The organism is Streptomyces sp. NPDC104309 (genome assembly GCF_055584025.1).
Genome location: NZ_JBVJMV010000004.1, coordinates 422,481 through 443,519 on the forward strand (window position 1 = coordinate 422,481; position 21,039 = coordinate 443,519).

The 21,039-nt window shown below is 71.5% G+C and carries 16 protein-coding genes; 4 read left to right on the forward strand and 12 right to left on the reverse strand.

Features of this window, described 5'->3' with window-relative positions; genetic code table 11:
* Nucleotides 1-75: 75 nt before the first annotated feature.
* From ACZ68L_RS08265 to ACZ68L_RS08285, 5 genes are all read right to left on the reverse strand, one after another.
* Nucleotides 76-1,032, reverse strand: a complete 957-nt coding sequence (locus ACZ68L_RS08265) for a LamG domain-containing protein (protein ID WP_469575170.1) — start codon at nucleotides 1,030-1,032, stop codon at nucleotides 76-78.
* Nucleotides 1,033-1,176: 144 nt separating this feature from the next.
* Nucleotides 1,177-2,232 (reverse strand): hypothetical protein, encoded by a 1,056-nt coding sequence (locus ACZ68L_RS08270; protein WP_469575171.1) that lies wholly within the window; start codon nucleotides 2,230-2,232, stop codon nucleotides 1,177-1,179.
* 11 nt (nucleotides 2,233-2,243) lie between these two features.
* Nucleotides 2,244-3,188, reverse strand: coding sequence for an N-acetylneuraminate synthase family protein (locus ACZ68L_RS08275; protein ID WP_469575173.1), 945 nt, complete (start codon nucleotides 3,186-3,188; stop codon nucleotides 2,244-2,246).
* Between the two features lie 66 nt (nucleotides 3,189-3,254).
* Complete coding sequence (locus tag ACZ68L_RS08280) at nucleotides 3,255-4,475, reverse strand: cytidylyltransferase domain-containing protein (RefSeq protein ID WP_469575176.1); 1,221 nt, start codon at nucleotides 4,473-4,475, stop codon at nucleotides 3,255-3,257.
* Between the two features lie 20 nt (nucleotides 4,476-4,495).
* Nucleotides 4,496-5,845, reverse strand: coding sequence for a DUF6716 putative glycosyltransferase (locus ACZ68L_RS08285; protein ID WP_469575180.1), 1,350 nt, complete (start codon nucleotides 5,843-5,845; stop codon nucleotides 4,496-4,498).
* Between the two features lie 209 nt (nucleotides 5,846-6,054).
* On the opposite strand from ACZ68L_RS08285, the gene ACZ68L_RS08290 reads away from it, so the two are divergent.
* Complete coding sequence (locus ACZ68L_RS08290; protein WP_469575183.1) at nucleotides 6,055-7,044, forward strand: glycosyltransferase family 2 protein; 990 nt, start codon at nucleotides 6,055-6,057, stop codon at nucleotides 7,042-7,044.
* Nucleotides 7,041-8,420 (forward strand): polysialyltransferase family glycosyltransferase, encoded by a 1,380-nt coding sequence (locus ACZ68L_RS08295; RefSeq protein ID WP_469575186.1) that lies wholly within the window; start codon nucleotides 7,041-7,043, stop codon nucleotides 8,418-8,420. The genes ACZ68L_RS08290 and ACZ68L_RS08295 overlap by 4 nt, the downstream gene beginning before the upstream one ends.
* Before the next feature lie 372 nt (nucleotides 8,421-8,792).
* On the opposite strand, the gene ACZ68L_RS08300 is transcribed toward ACZ68L_RS08295, so the two are convergent.
* From ACZ68L_RS08300 to ACZ68L_RS08310, 3 genes are all read right to left on the reverse strand, one after another.
* Entirely contained in the window at nucleotides 8,793-11,144 is a 2,352-nt protein-coding gene (locus ACZ68L_RS08300; RefSeq protein ID WP_469575188.1) for a glycosyltransferase, read from the reverse strand.
* Complete coding sequence (locus ACZ68L_RS08305) at nucleotides 11,141-12,658, reverse strand: glycosyltransferase family 29 protein (protein WP_469575191.1); 1,518 nt, start codon at nucleotides 12,656-12,658, stop codon at nucleotides 11,141-11,143. Before ACZ68L_RS08305 ends, ACZ68L_RS08300 begins: the two co-directional genes overlap by 4 nt.
* A 217-nt stretch (nucleotides 12,659-12,875) precedes the next feature.
* Nucleotides 12,876-13,520: a TetR/AcrR family transcriptional regulator C-terminal domain-containing protein gene (locus tag ACZ68L_RS08310; RefSeq protein ID WP_469575193.1), complete on the reverse strand. Its 645-nt coding sequence runs from the start codon at nucleotides 13,518-13,520 to the stop codon at nucleotides 12,876-12,878.
* A gap of 38 nt (nucleotides 13,521-13,558) precedes the next feature.
* Here ACZ68L_RS08310 and ACZ68L_RS08315 point away from each other — a divergent pair, with 38 nt between their 5' ends.
* On the forward strand, nucleotides 13,559-14,986 hold the full coding sequence (locus ACZ68L_RS08315; protein ID WP_469575195.1) for an FAD-dependent monooxygenase: 1,428 nt from the start codon (nucleotides 13,559-13,561) through the stop codon (nucleotides 14,984-14,986).
* Here ACZ68L_RS08315 and leuE read toward each other — a convergent pair.
* Both leuE and ACZ68L_RS08325 read right to left on the reverse strand, forming a co-directional pair.
* Nucleotides 14,973-15,638, reverse strand: coding sequence for a leucine efflux protein LeuE (gene leuE / locus ACZ68L_RS08320; RefSeq protein WP_469575197.1), 666 nt, complete (start codon nucleotides 15,636-15,638; stop codon nucleotides 14,973-14,975). The two genes, ACZ68L_RS08315 and leuE, sit on opposite strands and share 14 nt — an antisense overlap.
* 116 nt (nucleotides 15,639-15,754) lie before the next feature.
* On the reverse strand, nucleotides 15,755-17,335 hold the full coding sequence (locus ACZ68L_RS08325) for an acyl-CoA mutase large subunit family protein (RefSeq protein WP_469575200.1): 1,581 nt from the start codon (nucleotides 17,333-17,335) through the stop codon (nucleotides 15,755-15,757).
* A 330-nt stretch (nucleotides 17,336-17,665) separates the two neighbouring features.
* Between ACZ68L_RS08325 and ACZ68L_RS08330 the strand changes: the two genes are divergently transcribed.
* Nucleotides 17,666-18,520, forward strand: a complete 855-nt coding sequence (locus ACZ68L_RS08330; RefSeq protein ID WP_469575203.1) for a L,D-transpeptidase family protein — start codon at nucleotides 17,666-17,668, stop codon at nucleotides 18,518-18,520.
* A 229-nt stretch (nucleotides 18,521-18,749) separates the two neighbouring features.
* On the opposite strand, the gene ACZ68L_RS08335 is transcribed toward ACZ68L_RS08330, so the two are convergent.
* Nucleotides 18,750-19,937, reverse strand: coding sequence for a hypothetical protein (locus ACZ68L_RS08335; protein WP_469575206.1), 1,188 nt, complete (start codon nucleotides 19,935-19,937; stop codon nucleotides 18,750-18,752).
* Nucleotides 19,937-20,725, reverse strand: coding sequence for an RNA polymerase sigma factor (locus tag ACZ68L_RS08340; protein WP_469575304.1), 789 nt, complete (start codon nucleotides 20,723-20,725; stop codon nucleotides 19,937-19,939). The genes ACZ68L_RS08335 and ACZ68L_RS08340 overlap by 1 nt, the downstream gene beginning before the upstream one ends.
* Nucleotides 20,726-21,039 lie beyond the last annotated feature (314 nt).

Below are 21,039 nucleotides of genomic sequence, written 5' to 3' on the forward strand. Positions count from 1 at the left end.
TCAGGTCCGACTGACCACGCTACGCCCGCTTTTGGGGTGCGGCGCAACCCTCATTGTGCGCGCTGCTCGGCAACTTCAGGCGCCGGGCGGAACCTCGGTCGGGAGACCGAACAAGGCGCCGGCGATAGAAGCGACCTGACTACTGTTCAACGCTCCTTGAAAGACCCAGACATCGTCGATCGTTCCGACGAAGTATTCACCCGCGGTGTCCGACATCGCACGTCCCACCTGCAGGGGCCCGTCAGCCTTGAACATCTGAACGTCATCCGCCCAGGAAACCTCGTCCTGGCACGTGCTGTCGTCCGGCCGGCCGTCTCCGTCGTCGTCGGCACACCTGAATTCCTGGAGTATGCCGTTGACGTAGAGCCGGGCCTGCTTGGCGAGGCTGTCGTAAACCACCGCCAGGTGGTTCCAGTCACGGACATCGGAGAATTCCGTACTGGATACCTGCTTGGTCACAGCCCCTGGGCTGTCCGCGTCGGGCAGTGTCAACTCCCAGCGTCCAAACCCTTCGGAATCACCGGGCGCGGACTTGAAACGCAGCTCGAAGGCGCTGCGCGTGCTTCCCGCAGCATTGATCACGGTCATGGGATGGTCCGACAGCGCGGACGCCTGAGCCCATGCGGTCACCGTGAAACTCGAACTCGTGTCGACCGGCACGGCCGGGACCTCGGCATAGGAATCGACGCCGTTCAGCTGGAGACCGCTGTCATCGATCCACCCCGGCCCGAGCTGCGCTCTCCCGTACAGGTTCATCGGCGGGGACTGCTCCGCGGCGTCCGGAGTGCTCGCGGGTGTGCCGGAAGTCGTCTCCTCGAACTGCCAGCGCCCCTTGACCGCCTGGTCCTGCTGGGCCATCCGCAGCAGGTCGGCCGTGGGGCTCGAACCGGAGGGCTTCGACGGAGCCCGCGCCGGACTCCACGGAACAACGGCCCCTTTGGCGCCCCCGGTGTCACTGCCGACCGGTCCCGCCGCTGTCGCCTGCGGCGTCAGCACTCCCACCGCGATGAAGCCCAACGCGGCGGCGGCCACCGCCCCGGCCCTTCTTCGACCGCACGAACGTCTCCACACAATCCCCACCCCAGCCACGAGAAGATGAAGATTCCCCGAAGAAAGGAATCCCACAGGACTCTATGCAGAGGTCATGCGTCCAGCCAGTGGGATTTTCTTCACCTATTACGCCTCCGTCACCGCCGTCGCCCGCCAGGGCGCCAGCCGTTGTACGTCTCGGGCCGTCTCCGTCACGCCGGACAGGAAGCCCTGGGCGCGCGGCGACGCCGTGTCGCGGAGCCATTCCGGGGCGATGTCGCAGACCGCGACCTTGACGTCCGTGCCGGACAGGGCGAGGGGCAGGGTGTGGACGACCGTGGAGGGGAAGCTCAGGACCGTGCGGCCGATGGGGCCGCGGCGGGCGATGAGTTCCAGGGGGAGGTCGGGCCGGACGATCTCCAGGCCGGTGGCGGCCTCCAGGGCGTGGAGCTTGTCGGTGGACTCGCGGCGGTGGGCGAAGTAGCGGGTGGCCCCATGGGTGCGGGCCAGGGCCGCGACGGCCTCCAGGTACTGGGCCCGGTCGACCACGCCCGTCTCGACCAGCGAGGTGCCGACCAGGTCCGCGCCCTTGGTGAGCAGCGGCGGGCCGAAGCGGGCGCGGGTCCAGGCGAAGGTGTTGGGGGTGACGGTGACGCCGGGCGGAGCCTCGACCGGCATGGCCGTGAAGACCTCGACCGTACGGGTGGCGGACGGGGTGAAGCGGCTGCGGGCGCGGGCCGTGACCGGGGCCAGGACCAGCTCGCGCGGGCCCGAACTGCCCTTGCGGTGCCAGCGCACCAGCCTTTCACCGCGCGCCAGTTGGGCGACGAACTCCATGGTGGCCGTGCCGTCGTCGACCACGGTGAGGCGCCGGGCGCGCACCATGGTGAGCAGGAGCTGGACGTAGCGGGAGAACGGGTCGCCGATCACGATCCGCTCCGCCCCGCGCAGCAGTCCGGCCAGGGAGCGCAGGGTCTTCAGGGGCGCGCCGGCCCCGCCGCGCGCCTCCTGCCAGCGGACGTTGACGCCCTCGTCGCGGGCCAGCTCCGCCATCCGGCGCAGCTGACCGCGCGACATCGGGTCGACCGGGGGGAGGACGACGACCGTGATGTCCGCAAGGACGTGGTCATCGCCTCCCTCTGTGTAGGCCCACTCCAGGACGTTCAGGAGCTGGACCGGGCTCTCGACGAAGGCGAGGTTCACCGGTCGGCCCGTCAGACCGCGACCGGCTCGGCGGCCGGGGCCGCCTCGGCGCTCTCGGCGCTCTCGGCGACGACGCCCGCGACGCGGCGGAGCTTCTTCATCGGGCCGAGCTCGGACTCGTACACCTTCTTGACGCCGTCGCCGAGCGAGGCCTCGATGGTGCGGATGTCGCGGACGAGGCGGGTGAGGCCCTGCGGCTCGACGGAGGCGGCCTGGTCGGAGCCCCACATGGCGCGGTCCAGGGTGATGTGGCGCTCGACGAACGCGGCGCCGAGGGCGACGGCCGCGAGGGTCGTCTGGAGGCCGGTCTCGTGGCCGCTGTAGCCGATCGGGACGTTGGGGTACTCCTGCTGGAGGGTGTTGATGACCCGCAGGTTCAGCTCCTCGGCCTTGGCCGGGTACGTCGAAGTGGCGTGGCAGAGCAGGATGTTGTCGCTGCCGAGGACCTCGACCGCGTGGCGGATCTGACGCGGGGTCGACATGCCGGTGGAGAGGATGACGGTGCGGCCGGTCGCCCTCAGGGCGCGCAGGAGCTCGTCGTCGGTGAGGGAGGCCGAGGCCACCTTGTGCGCGGGGACGTCGAACTTCTCCAGGAAGGCGACGGCCTCGGTGTCCCACGGGGAGGCGAACCAGTCGATGCCGCGCTTGGCGCAGTGCTCGGAGATGGCCTGGTACTCGGCCTCGCCGAACTCGACGCGGTGACGGTAGTCGATGTACGTCATCCGGCCCCACGGGGTGTCGCGCTCGATGTCCCACTGGTCGCGCGGGGTGCAGATCTCCGGGGTGCGCTTCTGGAACTTGACGGCGTCGCAGCCGGCCTCGGCGGCCACGTCGATCAGCGCGAGGGCGTTGTCGAGGTCGCCGTTGTGGTTGATGCCGATCTCGCCGGTGACGTAGACGGGCCGACCCGGGCCCGCGGTACGGGTGCCGAGGGTGCGCAGACGGGAGGTGTTCATGAGGTGCGTTCCTTACTTGGGGGAAGTGCTCGGGGGGACTCGGGGGTTACTTGGGGGACTCGGGGGTTACTCGGGGGACTTCGTGAGGGTGGGGCCCAGCAGCCAGGCCGCGATCTCGCGGATGGCGCCGAAGCCGCCGGAGGTGGTCGTGACGGCGCGTGCCGCGGCCCGTACCGAGTCATGGGCGCTCGCGACCGCGACCGGCCAGCCGGCGAGTGCGAAGCACGGCAGGTCGTTGACGTCGTTGCCCACGTAGAGGACACGTTCCGGAGCGATGGACTGTTCGTCGCACCACTGCTTGAGTGCCAGGTCCTTGCGGTCGATGCCGTGCAGGACCGGGATGCGGAGCTTGTGGGCGCGGGCGGCGACGACCGGGTTCTGTTCCGTGGAGAGGATCAGCAGCGGCATTCCGGCCTTGCGCAGGGCCGCGATGCCCAGGCCGTCGCCGCGGTGGACGGCGACGATCTCGTGTCCGTCGGCGTCGATGAGGACCCGGTCGTCGGTCTGGGTGCCGTCGAAGTCGAGGACGACCGCGTCGACGTCGTCGAAGGTGGGCAGCGGTGAGGGGTCCAGGAGCGGGGCGAGGGCGCGGGCGCGGGCCAGGTCGTGCGGGTCGTCGATCTCCAGGACCCGCGCCGCGTCGGTGCGCACCAGGGCGGTGTGGCCGAAGAAGCGGTGGCGGTGGGTACGGAAGCCCGCGGCGTTCATGGCGTACGCGGTGCCGGTCTCCAGCAGGTCCTCCGGGCGGTCCTGGCGCATCTGCCGGACGGACTTGTCGTGGTTGACGCCGTGGTTGTCCTCTTCGAGCGCACTGCCGTCGCGCCAGAGGAAGCCGTGGAAGGGGGCGACCGTGACCGCCGTGTCGGCGCCGTCGTGGGCGACCGCCGCGGCGACGCCGTCGATGTCCTCCCGTACGACGAAGGGGCTGGTGCACTGGACCAGCAGCACCACGTCGGCCGTGCGCTCGCGCATCGCCTCGTACGCGTCCAGGGCGTGCAGCACCGCGTCCTCGCTGCTCGACCTGTCCCCGGCGATGGCCGCGGGACGCTGCACGATGTGCACCCGCTCCGGGGCGCCCAGCGTGTCGGCGGCGGCGCGGGCCGCGTCGGCGATGGCCGCGTCGTCGGTCGTCACGACGACGTCCGTGACCTCGCGGGAGGCCAGGCAGGCGCGGACGGCGCGGGCGACCAGCGGCACGCCGCCGACCTGGGCGAGGTTCTTGGCCGGTACGCCCTTGGATCCGCCGCGGGCGGGGATCACGGCGAGCACGGTCGGGGTCGGGGTCATCTCTGCTCCTGAAGTGGTGTTCACAGCTCGCCCATCCGTCGGATCACCGGGGCGACCCGCTGGACGCCCTGCCGGTACGCGCCGCGCGCCGCTTCCCGTACCGCGTCGCGGACCGCGCCGCGCATCCCGCCGGTCTCGCGCGGCCGGTCGGTGCCGGGCAGCGGGTGGCCGTCGGGCGCCAGGTGGTGGCGGGCGAGGATGCCGGGCAGGTAGCCGGGCGCGGTGGCGGGCGTGTAGTACGGGGCGAGATCGGGCAGCCGGCCGGCGGCGAGCAGGGCGTCGACGCGGGCGCGGGCGTGGTTGTAGGCCGTGGCGTACGAGCCGTCGGCGGCGACGCCCTGGCCGGCCAGCCACGCGGCGTCGGGCTCCGGGCCGTGGCCGCCGTCCAGGTGGTCCCAGGAGGTGAGCAGGCCGGAGCCGATGAAGTGGTGGTTGCCGAGGGTCTCGCGGACGCCGAGGTCGGTGAGGACCGCGGTCGGGATGCGCCGGTGCAGGGCCTCCAGCGCGGCGGTCGAGGAGACCGTGACCAGTAGATCGGTGCGGTCCAGGACCTCGCCCATGTGCCCGTACACCAGGCGGAGGTTGGGCGGCAGTCCGCCGGGCAGCTTCTCCGCGAGCCGCTGGTAGGGGAGTTCCTCGATGTGAGTGGTGTGCTCGCCGGGCTTGGAGCGCAGCTTCAGCAGCACCTCGCGGTCCGGGTGCAGCCTGGCGTGCTCGACGAGCCTGCGCAGCAGATACGTGCGGTCGGCGCGGGAGGCCGGTACGGACGGCTGGGCGGCGAAGACGACCGTGTCGCGGCCCTCGGTCGGGCGGTACGGCTCGCCGCCGAGGAACGGCAGTGCGGCCTCCGTGACGGCCGAGGCGTCGGCGCCCACTCCCTCGTACACCGCGCGGAAGCGCTCCGCGTCGTGGCGGGAGTTGGCGAGGACGACGTCCGCGCCGTGCCGCAGCAGCAGTCCGTCGGCGAGCTTCTCGTAGACGACGCCGACATAGCCGGTGACGACGACGGGCCTGGCGGGCAGCCGCAGCGCGGCGAGGCCGTGCAGCATCGCCTGGACGGCTCCGCCGACGAGGGCGAGGACGACGATGTCGTATCCCTCGTCGCGCACGGTGTGCAGGAACTCGACGGCCGTCACCTCACGCACCCGCTCGGCGCCGATTCCGACGTCGCCGACCTCGGCGAGCTGGCGCGGGGTCGGGGTGGCCCGGCCGCGCAGCAGGAGCCCGGTGATCTCGACGTGCTGCGCCGACCTCTCGGACCCACCGGTGGTGAGACGGCGCGCGGTGAGCGCGCCCCATTTCCACCGGGTGTCGGAGTCGGCGAGTACGGCTACCCGGAGGGCGGTCGTCTTATCGGTACGTGGGGGCACGTCCCAGAACTTAGGAAGCCATTTCGATTCGCGGCCCAACGTGACGGCAACAGCTGGTTAACAGCCCGCCGACGCTTGGCGAATCGCCTTCACAAAGGGGACGCAATCGCCCACGAATCAGTCAGGTTCATCATTCTGACATTCGCCGTTCACCCGGTGTCCCTCCTGGGGCCAGGGCAAATGACGGGCTCCCGCCTAGCGTGAGACGGGTGGTTAAGCTCTCGGTCATCGTGCCGTTCTACAACGTGCAGACATACGCCCCCGACACCTTGAGAAGCCTGCGGGCCAACGCCCGCGAGGACTTCGAATTCATCCTCGTCGACGACTGTTCGACCGACGGGACCGCGGACATACTGCGCCGCGCCGAGGACGAGATTCCGGGGGTGGTCGTACGCAGACATGAGCAGAACGGCGGACTGGCCACCGCCCGCAACACCGGTCTGGACGCGGCGCGCGGCGAGTACGTCACCTTCCTCGACGGCGACGACTGGCTGGCGCCCGGGTACTACGCCGACATCCTGACCCGGACGGAGGCGCTGGGCTGCGATTTCGTCCGTACCGACCATGTCCAGGTCGAGGGCCGCAACCGTACGGTGCACCGCGTCCCGCACGGCAGGCGCGGCGAGGTCCTGGACCCGCGGGACGCGATCCTGCCCGCCGAGCGGTCCACCTCGGTCGACTATCCGTACGCCTGGGCCGGGCTGTACCACCGGCGTCTCCTGGACCGCGGACTGCTGCATTTCACGGACGGTCTGCGCACCGCGGAGGACCGCCCGTGGATCTGGCGGCTGCACCGCGAGGCCGATTCTTTTGCGGTGCTCGGACTTCTCGGAATCTTTTACCGGCGCGGGGTCGCCTCTTCGCTCACCCAGATCGGTGACGTGCGCCAGCTCGATTTCATTCGCTCGTTCGACCAGGTCATTCGGGAAACGGCCGAGGACCGCGACGCACAGGCGCTGCTGCCGAAAGCGGTCCGTACCTATTGCGCGATCATTTCTCACCACATGAGCTCGATCGAAAGGTTCGAACCCGCGGTGGCCCGCACACTGAAGTCGATGAGTGGAGCCGCCCTGCGGCGCATGCCGCAGCGGGTGCTCGACGAGGCCCTCGACTCGATGGACGTGCAGCGCGCCTCGCTGCTGCGCCGGCTGCGGCGCCGTCCCGCCGCCACGGGTGCCAAGGAGGTGGCCGCCGCGTGAACGGCGCCCGGTCCCGCACCACGCAGATCTTCTTCGCGTCCACCCTCTACGGCACCGCCACGCTCGCAGCCGCCCTCGACGCCGGCTGCTTCCCGGAGGCGGACCGCCGCATCCTGCTCGTCTCGAACAACGCGGCCGTTCCGGAGACGACACCCGCCGTCGACGCGATGCCCGGGTTCGACGCGCTGCGCGGCCGTTTCGACGACGTGGTGTCGTGGAACGCGACGATCGCGCCCTTCCACCCCGGCGGCTGGGCGCCGCGCCCCGACGACGTACCCCTGTGGGAGCGGCACCTGCGCCTGGCCTGGGGGCTGGGCGACGATGACATCGAGCTGGCGGTCGAGTCGATCCAGGTCAACCCCGCGATGGCCGTGACCCAGATCTTCACCGGCGCACCGGTCGACGTCTACGCGGACGGGCTGATGAGCTACGGCCCCACCCGCAACAAGATCGACCCCCTGGTCGGTACGCGGGTGCGCCGGCTGCTCCATCTCGACCTGGTGCCCGGCCTGAAGCCGTTGCTGCTCACGGAGTTCGGGGTGCTGCCGCAGATCGTGCCGACCGAGGCGTTCCTCAAGGTGCTCGGTGAGCTCGCGGACGCGCCGGGGATCCAGGAGGCTGTGCCCTCCGTGGAGGCCCCCGCCCTGCTGCTCGGCCAGTACCTCTCCGCGCTCGGCCTGATCAGCGCGGCCGAGGAGGAGGACCTGCATCTGCGGATGATGCGCGGCGCGGTGGCCCTCGGCCACACCCGCGTCGTCTTCAAACCGCACCCCACGGCCCCGGCGCAGTGGTCGCGCGCGATGGGCGCGGAGGCCGAGAAGCTCGGCGCCGAGCTGACGGTGCTGGACGCGGGGGTGCTCACCGCCCCGGTCCTCGCCGAGGTGCTCTATCAGCGGATGCGGCCCGCGCTGGTCGTCGGCTGCTTCTCGACCGCGCTGCTCACCGCGTCGGCGTTCTACGGGCTGCCGGTGGCCCGGGTCGGCACCGGGATGCTGCTGGACCGGCTCGCCCCGTACGAGAACAGCAACCGCGTCCCGGTCACGCTCGTCGACGCGCTGGTGCCGGAGGTGACGGACCGGGCGGCCGTCGAGCGGGCGGGGGCCGCGGCCGACCCGGCCGACCTGGCGGATCTGACCGGGCTGGTCACCGCGGTCGGGTTCGCGATGCAGCCGAAGATCCACCCGGGGCTGCGGCCGGCCGCCGAACGGTATCTGTCCGCGCACCTGGACGCGACGACCTGGCGGTACTTCAAGCGCAAGCGGCTCACCTCGCTGGCGCTGCCGGGGGCGGTGCCGGCGCAGCTCGCGTTCCTGCCGCGCAACGCGGTGGTGCGCAGGGTGGCGCGGTCGGTGCGGCGGCGCGTGGTGCGGCAGTAGGCGCCGGACGCCCGGGGTCCTTCGTTCGGATCAGGCCGGATCGGGGAGCGGGGTCCGGTGCCGTGGATCGCAAGGCGGAGGAGGGACGCCGACGGGGTCTCCCCTGCTCGAACGGAGCCGAGAGCTCAGGGAAAGCGCCATGGCGACCAACGCCGACGCGCCGAGGCGCGACACCGGGGCACGCGAGCCCGGCGTGATCCGAACGGAGAGACCCCGACCCGGCGTGATCCGAACGGAGACCCCGACCCGGCGTGATCCGAACGGAGACCCCGGCCCGGCGTGATCCGAACGGAGAGACCCCGGCCGTCCCCGGCCGCCGGACGGGTTCGTGCCGATCCCGTCCGGCGCCCTCGGGCTTCCCGCGTCCGGACGTCAGTCGCGCACGCCGCCCCGGATCACCCGCAGATCGGCCGCGTTCGCCTCGGTGACCTTCCACAGCTCCCGCTGCCGGCCGTGCACATCGGCGACGGTCGCGGCGTGGTCGTCCAGCAGTCCGGCCGCACGCTCGGCGAGCCGGGCCCCGAGGTGCCGGTCGTGGACCGAGATCCCCCACTGCGGGCGCTCGATGTCGGCGAGGAAGTACGCCATCTTCGGGTGCGAGATCAGGCTGATGATCGGCGTACCGCAGCCGAACGGGATCATGCCCGCGTGTCCGCGCATCCCGATGACCAGCTTCGTACGGGCGTAGGTGTCCCGGATCGCGTCGTTGTCGAAGTCGTACATCGGGATCACCGGCAGCGCGATCCCGTGCTCGCGCCGCAGGTCGAAGGCGATCCGCTCGTCGTCCAGCGAGTGGGCGGCGCACTTCACCTCGGCCCGCTCGCCGAGCGCCCGCACCGCGGTGGCCATCTCGCCCAGGAAGTGCCCGTAGTCATGGCCGAAGCGGAGCCCGGACCGGTCGTACGCGGCATTGACCAGCACGGTGTCCTCGCGCCGCTCCGGGTCCGTCCAGCCGTCCACCAGTTGTCTGGTCACCGTCGTCGGGCAGGGCTGGAAGCGCACCTTGTCGTGGAGCGAGGCGGGCAGCAGCTGCCGGACCTTCTCGATGGAGCCGTGGTTGCGCAGCCCGAAGAACGAGGCGCGCTCCACCAGCTTGCGCAGCGAGGCGAGGAACCGGTCCCGGCCGTGGCCGTAGGCCTGGCCGTCGAAGGCGTTGAAGCCGACCGCGTACACCATGACGGGCACGTCGATCCGGTCGAGCAGCTCGTCCGGGACGTTCCACTGCCAGCCGCTGTTGCCGTTCGGCGCGGTGTCCGGGATGAAGAGGCCGCCGCCGCCGATGACCAGTCCGCGGCGCTCGTTGACCCGCTCCAGCGCGGCCTCGTCGAAGAGCCGGTGGGCGTGGATCGAGTGCCAGCGCCGCGGGCCGGTGTCCCGGCCGAAGGCCAGCCGTACGCTCTCGGGCAGCAGCTTGTCCCCGGCGTTGCCCTGCCGGTCCATGTAGAAGGCGACATGGGCGAGTTGGCCGGAGGCGGGGCCCTCCACGGGTGCGGGCGCGTCCGTGGCGCGCTGGTGCATCAGTCGGTTCGCGCGGTGCGTCGGGTCGACGCCGAGGCCCTTCAGGGCGTACTCGGCCGCCGCGTTGTCGTCACCGTGGATCCAGGCGATCTGGGCGAGGCGCCCGAAGGCGGTCGCGGCCCGGTTGGGCGCCGCGGTGGCGAGCAGGAGCCGGACCCGGGCCTCCTCGTAGCGGGAGACGCTCATCAGGGCGTGGCCGAGCACCTCGTGCGGCCAGGCCTCGTCGACGGGTATCCGGACCCCGCCCAGCAGCTCGGCCGCCTCCTGGTACTCGCCGGCCGCGATGTGGGCGGCGGCGACCTTGCGGGCGGCCTCCGGTGAGCCGGTGCGCCGCACGTGCGGGGTGCCGTAGTGGACCAGCAGGTCGTGGTGCTTGGCGCCGGGCAGCGCCAGGTACGCGGAGTGGAACTCGGCGTCGGAGAGCTCGAATTCGCGCCAGCGGTCCTCGGCCTCGCGATACCCGGACTCGCCGCCCTGCCAGGGCTTGTGCCGCCCGGTGAAGTGCAGGATCGCGGTCGATTCGGGGACCGGCAGGTCGCCGGAGAGCCGCCGCTTGACGAAGTTGTAGCAGGCGTCGAGCTGCACGAAGTCACCGTCGAGCACGGCGTTGAGGATGCCCTGGTCGTGCTTGTCGAGCTCGTACGTACCGGCCCGTCCGACCTCGTCGATCTTCGCGCAGAACGTGTCGCTCAGATACTCGCGCTGGATGACCAGCAGTCCGCTGTTGAGCTTGTGCTGCCCGTAGAAGAACTGCGGCACCGCGGCCAGTCCGTCGCGCAGCTTCAGCAGCTCACCGAGATCGCCGAGGACCACCATGTCGGTGTCCAGGGTGATGACGGTGTCGTAGTCGCGCACCCGGAAGATGTCGAGGATGAAGTAGGCCTTGCGCACCAGGTAGTTGTCCTGATCGCCCTTGGCGTACGAGTCGTAGTGCGTGGCGTCGACCCGGCGGAAGTCCACGCGCGGGTGCAGCGCCCGGATCTGCGCGACGGAGGCGGGGCGCAGTCCGTCGTGCAGGACGAGGAAGTCCTCGCAGACGTTCGGGTTGGAGAGTGCGAGGCTGCGCAGCAGGGCGAGGAACCCGGGCAGGTAGTTCTCGTCGACGAAGCTCGCGAAGGCGACCCGGCGCTTGCCGGTGAGCGCGTTCGCGGGGGCGGGCGACACGGGGAGTTCCGTGCCGGGAAGGGGCGTGGCGGGCGTCGTCATCGCAGTCGGATCCTCATGTCGGTGACGCTCTGGGCGCGTTCCATGACCCAGGCCTTCTCGCTGGTGTACTCGTGCACGGACGTGATGGGCATCCGCATCGCACCGGGCAGCCGGTAGGCGCCGCTCTCGTAGAAGTCGAAGCCGATCAGGTCGATCCGGCTGCTGACGTCGAGGTGGTCGAGGAGCCACAGCATGTTGAAACCGGTGGTGGGGATGGCGGGCCAGACGTCGGCGCCGACGCGCCCGATGTCCCGCAGCGGCCAGCGCAGCGACTCGTCGCCCAGGTACTGCTGGGCGCCCGGGACGAGGCGGTTGCGCAGGGAGTGCTTCCAGTCGCCGGAGACCCCGCCGAAGACCAGCCGGGTGTGCACCTTCTGGTCCCAGTTGAAGCCGTGCTTGTGGATGGTGGCGTGGATGTCGGTGCGCCGTCCGGTCGCCGCCGGGTCGATCCGGTACGAGTTGAAGCGGACGACCAGGTCGTAGCCGTCGATCTCGGCACCCATCGAACTGCCGCCGACGCGCTGGGAGTTGGCTATGAGACAGATCGACTTGCCGGCTATCCGGTTGCGGAACTCGCCGACCGTGGTCCATTCGACGCCGCCGAAGGTGGGGTCCTCGACCGGGCCCCGCATGCGGCTTCTGCGCTGCTCGGCGTAGAGCGCGACGAGTCCGGCGAGTTCGGCCACGGCGTCCGGGTCCGTCCCGGCCGCCTCCATGGCCAGGTCGAGGTACTGGGACGTGGCGTCCTGGAGCTCGGTCACCGGGGCGCCGCCCTGCTCCTGTGCGAGCAGGGCGCCGATCAGCCGGGGGCGCGCCCCGTCCCAGTCGCCGCTCGCCTGGAGCGCGAGACCCTCGGCCCAGGACTCGGTGACGGGCCGGACGGCGAACGCCGCGGCCTCGGGGCAGTCGCGCTCCAGCCCGCGCAGCAGCTCGTACCGGCGGTCCTCGCCCAGCCGCAGGCCGACGACCTTGGCCGCGACGCCGAAGCCGTCGTCGTCGGTGAATTCGAGGTAGCGCTCGTACGCCTCGATGGCGGCGGCCTCCGCGCCCATCGCCTCCAGCGTCCGGGCCCGCAGTCGCCAGCCGGCCCGCGAACGCCTGCGCTGGGTCAGCACGGTGTCCCCGATGAGGACGGCGAGCTTCAACTCGTCCTCGTAGCCGCAGTCCAGCGCCTTGTTGCCGACCGCGAGCAGCGGGTCGAGCAGCTCGTCCACGAGGGCCGCGGCGGTGCCCGTCCCGGTCTTCCCGGGGCGCCGGATCAGCGAGATCGGGGACGCGGCGGGCGCGGGCGGCGTGGGCTGTGCCGCGGCGTGCACGGCCAGCAGGTGCCGCAGTGCCTCCGCGAGCGCCGTGCGCCGCCGGTCGAGTCCCGCCACCAGCTTGGCGCTGTGCGCGGCGCAGGCACGCAGACACACGTCCAGGTCGGTCGGGGTGACGGCGGCGAACTGCGACGTGACGCCCTCGGGCGGGGCCGCGTCACGTTGCCGTGGCCAACGGGTGCGGGCTTCTCTCATGGCGCTCCAAGCGTCTGGTGCCCGTGGGGGGAGGGGGCGTATCCGGGTGTGCGGTCACCGGAGCGCGCCCGGGGTGTGCGCCGCCCCGTCGGAGCGGGGCGGATGCTCGGCGCGCGTGTTCGGTTCCACGACACGCTAGGAAAGCCGTACGGACACCGGATGAACTCGCCCTGTCGGAACGGGAAACTGCGCACCGACCCCGCTGGTACGAGCCCTTTCAGCGCACCCCGTACCGCGCCTCGATGCCCGCGACGATCAGCCACAGGCCGTCCTCGAAGCGTTCGTCGTAGCGGGTGAAGATCTCGGCACCGGCCGCGGCGGCGAGCGGGTACCGGGCCATCCGTTCCGCACGCCGGCCGACGTCGAAGCCCTCCCGCCGCTCGTCCGGCATCGGCTGGACGCCCTGCTCCTCGGTGACGAAGCCCATGGTGTACGCGTAGGCGGTGGTGGCCGCCCGGACGGCCTGCCAGAGCTCGAAACCCGCGTCGACCATGGTGCGCAGATGGTTTTCGAGGCTGTCGGCGTGATCGGTGCCGGTGAACTTCGCGCCGCTGTAGACCTTCGCCCCGTCGCGGTAGCGCAGCAGGGCGGCGCGCAGGGCGCCGTTGTACGCGACGAGCTGGTCCTGCCAGCGCTCCGGGGCCGGCTCCGGCAGGTCCTCGTCGAGCATCCGGCGGTACATCACCGTGGCCATCTCGTCGAGGAGTGCCTGCTTGTCCTTGAAGTGCCAGTAGAGCGCGGGCGCCTTGACGTCGAGCTCCCTGGCGATGGCACGCAGCGAGAGCCCGTCGAGGCCCACCTCGTTCAGCAGCCGCAGCCCGGTGTCGGCCACGCGCGCCCGGTCGATCTTCGTTGTTCCCACCTTGACAATTTAACAGCGTTAAGCACACACTCCGCGCCATGGAACTTAACGACGTTAAGGCAACGGATGTCGTGATCGTCGGCGCCGGCCCCTGCGGACTGGCCCTCGGCTGCGATCTGGCCCGCCGGGGCGTGCGCGCCCTGATCGTCGAGCGGGCGCCCGCTCTCTTTCCCGGCTCGCGCGGCAAGGGCATCCAGCCACGCACCAGGGAGGTGCTGGACGACCTCGGGGTCGGCGACGCGATCCGCCAGCACGGCGGCCCGGCCCCGGTCGGCCTGATCTGGCAGGACGGGCGGCGGCAGCAGGAGCACGACATGTTCCGCCGTGCGGACCCGACGGAGGCCGAGCCGTACGGTGCGCCATGGATCATGCCGCAGTGGCGCACCCAGGAGATCCTGCTCGCCCGGCTGCGCGAGCTGGGCGGGGACGTCGCCTTCGGCACCGCGCTGACCGGGCTCGACCAGGACGCGGACGGCGTCACGGCCCGCCTGACGACGGGGCCGGTCCGGGCCTCCTACCTGGTCGCGGCCGACGGCGGACGCAGCACGGTCCGGCGCGCGCTGGGGATCGCGATGACGGGTGAGTCCGTGGACCCGGCTCCGATGCTGGTCGCCGACGTGCGCGTGGCCGAGGGCGCGCTGGACCGGCTCAACTGGCATGTGATGAGCGGCGAGGAGGGCTTCCTCACCCTCTGCCCGCTGCCCGGCACGGCGGACTTCCAGCTGGTCGCCCAGTTCAAGGAGGGCGAGCCCGACACGTCCCCGGAGGGGGTGCGTGCGCTGGTCGCCGCCCGTACCCATCTGACGGCGCGGGACCTCACCGAGGTCCGCTGGTCCTCCGACTTCCGGCCGCGCGCCGCGCTGGCGGACCGCTTCCGCGACGGCCGGGTCTTCCTGGCGGGCGACGCCGCGCATGTGCACTCCCCCGCGGGCGGCCAGGGGTTGAACACCAGCGTCCAGGACGCGTACAACCTGGGCTGGAAGCTCGGCCAGGTGCTGCGGCACGGGGCGGCCCCCGCCCTCCTCGGCAGTTACGAGGAGGAGCGCCGCCCGATCGCCGCCGACATGCTCGGTCTGTCCACCCGCATCCACCGGGGCGAGCAGGAACGCGGCGCGGCGGTCCAGCAGTTGGGCCTCGGCTACCGCGGGGGCCCGCTGTCGGTGGGCCGGGCCGGCGCGCTGCACTCCGGCGACCGCGCCCCGGACGGGCCGACGGCAGGGGGGCGGCGCCTCTTCGACGTCTTCCGCGGTCCCCACTTCACGCTGCTGGCCGTCGGCACGGACACCGCACTGCCGGCGTTCGACGACGATCTGGTCCGCGTGCACCGGACCGATGCCTGCGAAACGTACGGAAAGGGTCTGTTCCTGGTCCGCCCCGACGGCTACATCGGCTGGGCGGGCGAGGACGCCTCGGGGATGGCGGAGTATCTGTCCCCGCTCGGCCTCGCCCCGGTCACACGCTGCTGAGCGACAGCTTCGCCGCGAACCCCAGGAACAGCAGGCCGGCCGCCGAAGTGGCCCCCGCCGACAGCCGCTTGCGGCGGCGGAACGCGGCGGACAGCCGGGTGCCGCCGAATATCAGCATCGACAGATAGAGGAAGCTGGCGATCTGCAGCAGCGTGCCCAGCACCAGAAAGGACAGCGCCGGGTAGGCGTAGCCGGGGTCGACGAACTGCACGAAGAACGAGATCAGGAACAGGATCGCCTTCGGGTTGAAGAGGCTGACCACCAGCGCCCGCCGGTAGGGCCGCTCCATCGCCTCGGCGGTCTCGGCCCCGGCGCTCTCCTCGGTCAGCTCGGCCATCCGCCGGTGCCGCTCGCGCCACATGGCCACCGCGGCCCGCAGCATGCCGATCGCCAGCCAGGTCAGATAGCCCGCACCCGCGAACTTGACGACGGCGAACAGCACCGGGGTGGTCCGCAACAGCGACGAGGCCCCCAGCGCGGACAAGGTCATCAGCACGGTGTCCCCGGTCCACACCCCGGCCGCGGCCACATAGCCGGTCCGCACTCCGCGCCGGGCGGCGACCGACAGCACGTACAGCGAATTGGGCCCCGGCAGAAGGACGATCAGCACCAGGCCGGCGAGATAGGTCGGAAGATCGGTCACACCCAGCATGAAACGGAGTGTCGCACGTGGGTACGACATTCCGTCCTTTCGGGGACCACTGTTCACGCGCTCATCCGTGGCCAGGGACATGCGGCGAGAGATCACCCCCACGGGTACACAGCACCTCAGAACACGTCCGACGGCTCATACGTCCCCCACACCCCCCGCAGCGCGTCGCAGACCTCGCCCACCGTCGCCCGTGCCTTGAGCGCGGCCTTCATCGGGTACAGGACGTTGTCCGCGCCCTCGGCCGCCTTCCGCAGCTCCGCCAGCGCCGTGTCCACCGCGCCCTGGTCGCGTTCGGCGCGGAGCCTTGCCAGTCGGGCCGCCTGCTGCGCCTCGATCGCCGGGTCGACGCGCAGGGGCTCGTACGGCTCCTCCTCGTCGAGCTGGAAGCGGTTGACACCGACCACCACGCGCTCCGCGCTGTCGGTCTCCAGGGCGATGCGGTACGCGCTGCGCTCGATCTCGTTCTTCTGGAAGCCGCGCTCGATCGCGTGGACCGCGCCGCCCAGGTCCTCGACCTTGAGCATCAGGGCCCTGGCCTCGGCCTCGACGGCGTCCGTCATCGACTCGACCACGTACGAACCCGCGAACGGGTCGACGGTCGCGGTGACGTCCGTCTCGTACGCCAGGACCTGCTGGGTGCGCAGGGCGAGCCGGGCGGACTTGTCGGTCGGGAGGGCGATCGCCTCGTCGAAGGAGTTGGTGTGCAGCGACTGCGTACCGCCGAGGACCGCGGCCAGTCCCTGGACGGCCACGCGCACCAGGTTGACCTCGGGCTGCTGGGCGGTGAGCTGGACGCCCGCGGTCTGGGTGTGGAAGCGCAGCATCAGGGACTTGGGGTTCTTCGCGCCGAACTCCTCCTTCATCACCCGCGCCCAGATCCGGCGTGCGGCACGGAACTTGGCGACCTCTTCGAGGATCGTCGTGCGGGCGACGAAGAAGAACGAGAGACGGGGAGCGAAGTCGTCGACGTCCATACCGGCGGCGACGGCGGTACGGACGTACTCGATGCCGTCGGCGAGAGTGAACGCGATCTCCTGCGCGGGCGAGGCACCGGCCTCCGCCATGTGGTAGCCGGAGATCGAGATGGTGTTCCACCTGGGGATCTCGGCCCGGCAGTACTTGAAGATGTCGGCGATCAGCCGGAGCGAGGGCCCCGGCGGAAAGATGTAGGTGCCGCGCGCGATGTACTCCTTGAGCACATCGTTCTGGATGGTGCCGGTGAGCTTCCCGGCCGGGACGCCCTGCTCCTCGCCGACCAGCTGGTAGAGCAGGAGGAGCAGCGCGGCCGGGGCGTTGATCGTCATGGACGTGGAGACCTTGTCCAGCGGAATGCCGCCGAACAGGACCCGCATGTCGTCGATCGAGTCGATCGCGACCCCGACCTTGCCGACCTCGCCGGACGCGATCGGCGCGTCGGAGTCGTAGCCCATCTGGGTGGGCAGGTCGAAGGCGACGGAGAGGCCCATCGTGCCGTTGGCGATCAGCTGCTTGTAGCGGGCGTTGGATTCCGTGGCCGTGCCGAACCCGGCGTACTGGCGCATCGTCCACGGCCGGCCGGTGTACATCGTCGGGTAGACGCCGCGCGTGAAGGGGTAGGCACCCGGCTCTCCCAGCTTGTCGTCGGGGTTCCACCCGTCGAGTGCGTCCGGCCCGTACACCGGCTCGATGGGCAGTCCCGACTCCGACTCGCGCGTCATCTGCTGTGCCTCCCGCTGAAGCTGCCCAATAAAGCTACTTGCCGGTAACCAAGGATTCCCGCGACGGACTGTAGCGGCGGGCGCTAGACCGGTGGAGGGTCATGGGCTGGGACCTTGCTCACAGCCCTGCCCCACGGTCCGCGCCGCCGCTCTCCCATCATGCGCGGGCTTTGGCAACCGGGCAGAGCGGGAATCCGTCCAAGGGGACACCGGAGAGACCCGGACGATCAGGGGGCCGAGATGATACGCAGCACCACCGCACGCACGTCACGGAACGGGACACCGGGCAGGACCCGGGCCAGGAACCGGACTCGGGCGGGGACCACGGCCATGGTGGGGCTCGCCGTTCTCGCCATGACCACCGCGACCGCCGCGACCGCCGGCTGCGAGGCGCGGCCCGCCGACGGCGCGTCGGCGGCCCCCTCGTCCCCGCCCCGGGCGACGGCGACCGACGACGCCAAGCCCGCCGCGCGGCAGTCGCCCTCGCCGGACGCGTCGTCACCGTCCCCGCGGGCGGCCGACACGACACCCACCCCCACGCCGGACCCACAGGGCACGACGCTGATGGCGAGCGGCTCCCAGGGCGAGCAGGTGCGAGAGCTCCAGGCCCGGCTGCGGCAGATCGGCCACTTCGACCGCTCCCCCACCGGCTACTACGGCACGCTCACGGCCGCCGCCGTCCGGTCCTTCCAGGGCAGGCGCGGCCTCTCCCGCACGGGCCGGACGGACACCCTCACCTGGCAGAAGCTGCTCGGCATGACGCACGAGCCGACGGCCGCCGAGCTGAATCCGCCGACCACCGTGCCCGTCGCCAAGCCGGACAAGCGGTGCATGACGGGCCGGGTGCTCTGCATCAGCAAGAACAGCCGGACGCTGTCGTGGATGATCGACGGACACGTCGTCTCGTCGATGGACGTCCGCTTCGGGTCCCAGTACACACCGACCCGCGAGGGCACTTTCTCCGTCTACTGGAAGTCACGGCACCACGTCTCGACGCTCTATCACACGGCCATGCCGTACGCGATGTTCTTCAGCGGCGGCCAGGCGGTCCACTACTCGGCGGACCTCGCGGCCCGCGGCTACAGCGGTGCCTCGCACGGCTGCGTCAACGTCCGGGACGAGGGAAAGATCGCCTCGCTCTTCGCCCAGGTGAAAACGGGCGACAAGGTCGTCGTCCACGGATAGCCCGACCGGAAGGAGTCCTCCCGCGGACCGCCGGACCGGTGTGAAGGAGGCGCGGACGGGACCGGGGGAACGTGTCCCGCCCGCGCCGATGCGCTGAGCCGTAGGTACGGGGGGAACCCCGGCTCTGTGCGCTGCCGATGACCAGTCGGCTCAATCTGTACTGCGTCATGGCCTCGAAAAACGTCACACCCGGTGGTGGGCGGCGTGACGAGGACCCGCGCGCGGGCTCTCAGCCGGGCGAACCGGTGCCGTCGTCGGCTGCCGGCGGGGCGACCGGGTCCGAAGGGGAGGGCGACGGCGACGGGGCGGTCGTGAACCGGATCACCGGGAGCCTGATGGAGTTCCATCCGCCCCCGTCCCCTTTCGCGTCACCGGCCTCGCCCTGCTCGTCGCTGTCGCCGTTGCCGTTTCCGTTGTTGCTGCCGTTGCCGTTGTTGCTGCCGTTGCCGTTTCCGTTTCCGGAGCTGTTCTGGCCCTTGGTGTCCCTGGCGATCACGCGGTCGCAGAACCGGTCCAGATTGCGGGCGCCCTTCGCCAGCGCTTCGAGATACCGCTTGCGGTCCTCGTCCAGGTTGCCGTTGCGGTAGTCGCGGCAGGCCTTGAGCGCCGTGGCGTACCAGGTGCCCGAGGAGCCGTTCCCCCACCCCTCGGACTGCTTGCCGTTCTCGGAGCTGTTCGAGGATCCGCCGCCGGTGCCGTCGGACTTCCCGCTGCCGTCGCCGCCCCTGCGGTCCTCACCCTTGCCGGCCCTGCCGTTGTCCCGGTCGCCGGTGGGGGCGGGGGGACGCCCCGGAGGCGCGGAGTGCTCCGCCTCCGGGGAGGCGGGCGGCCGTCCGGGCCGGCTCTCGTCGGTGGTGGGCCCCGAGCCGAGCTCCTTCGGCGTCGCCGCGGCCGAGACGGAGGTCGCCGGCAGGGGGGCGTGCCGGCCGAACGGTCCGGGGAGCATCCCGGTGCCCGCGGCCACGGCCACCCCGCCGAGAGCGCAGCCCGCGAAGGAGGCGACCAGACCGAAGCGGACGGGGCGGCTCCAGCGCAGGGAGCGGTTACGGACGGGGCGCGCGGCCGAGGAGGAGGTACCCGGTGCCGTGCCGCCGGAGGCGGGCCGGATGCGCACCGGTTCGAGTACGTCGGTCCGCCCCGGCTCGCCCGTCCGCTCGGCGTACCCCTTCACCCGTGGGTTCGCGGCTCCCGTCCGCGCGTGCGCGGAACGTGCCGCGGCGCGGAAGGCGGCCAGCGCCGAGGCCTCGCCCGGCAGTTCACCGGTGGCCGGGCGGGCGGCCCGTGCGGCGGCGCCCAGCGCTGCCGCGAGCCTCTCCGCCTCCGTACACGCGTTGCCGACGACGGGATCGACCGGTTCACCGCGGAGCAATTTCTCCGCCGCGCCCTTGTCAAGCCATTCGTACCTCTCGTCGGCCATCACATGTCCTTCTGCGTCCACGGACGCGAATGCGTCACACCGGCCGGCGCCGCCGGACCATTGGGTGCGGGGCGCGGGGCGGGCACGGCGCCAAGTTCCGCCGCCCTGGCCCCCGCGCTTGTGTCGGTGGCGGATCGATCCGCCGGATCGCCCGCGGGCGCACGGTCCCCGGCGACGCCCGCACCGTCGTCGGCACCTTCGCCGACCCCGCCGGGGCGGCCGTCGGCGTCGTCCGCCCCGTCCGTGCGCAGCAGCTCGGCCAGCCGCTTGAGGCCCCGGTGCGCCGCGGTGCGTACCGCCCCCGGCCGCTTGCCCAGGGTCCGGGCCGCGCTCTTCGCGTCCAGACCGACGACCACCCGCAGCACCACGGCCTCGGCCTGGTCCTGCGGCAACTGGGCTATGAGCGACATCGTGCGGCCGGTGGCCAGGGCCTCCATCGCCTCGTCGGCGGTGTCGGACTCGGCCGGCCTCTCGGCCAGTTCGGACTCGTCGCCGCCCGTCGCGGGACGCCTGCCGCGCATCCGCAGGTGGTCCAGGGCGCGGTTACGGGCTATCCGCGCCGCCCAGCCGCGGAAGCGGTCGGCGTCGCCGCTGAACCGGTCGAGGTCGCGCGCTATCTGCAGCCACGACTCGGACGCCACGTCCTCGGCGTCCGGATCCCCCACCAGTGTCCTTATGTAGCCCAGCAGCCGCGGCTGCACAGCGCGGTACACAGTACGGAAGGCGTCTTCGTCCCCGTCCTGTGCCGCGAGCACCGCGGCAGTGAGATCCGCGTCGTCCCCCAGCACTCCCTCAACCCGCCCTGCTGTCCCGAATCGCAGCTGGTCATCACTGCCGCGCCACCCTGCGCGACTCCGCACGCTACGTCCTTCGCGGGGGCCACGTCCACGACTTGTACAACCCGCAACGTCCTTCGGACGCGGTGCGGTGTGACAGAAAACGCAGCGACGGCGCTGAGAAGAGTACGGGGTCGTCCTACGGCCCCGCGGAAGACGACCGGGGCCTCTCCTGTGGGGGGTGGCGGCCCCGGTCGTCCTCATGCCTTTTATGCCTCTGACCAGGCATTACCCGAAGGCGCGGGAGCCTGTCATGACCAACCCGT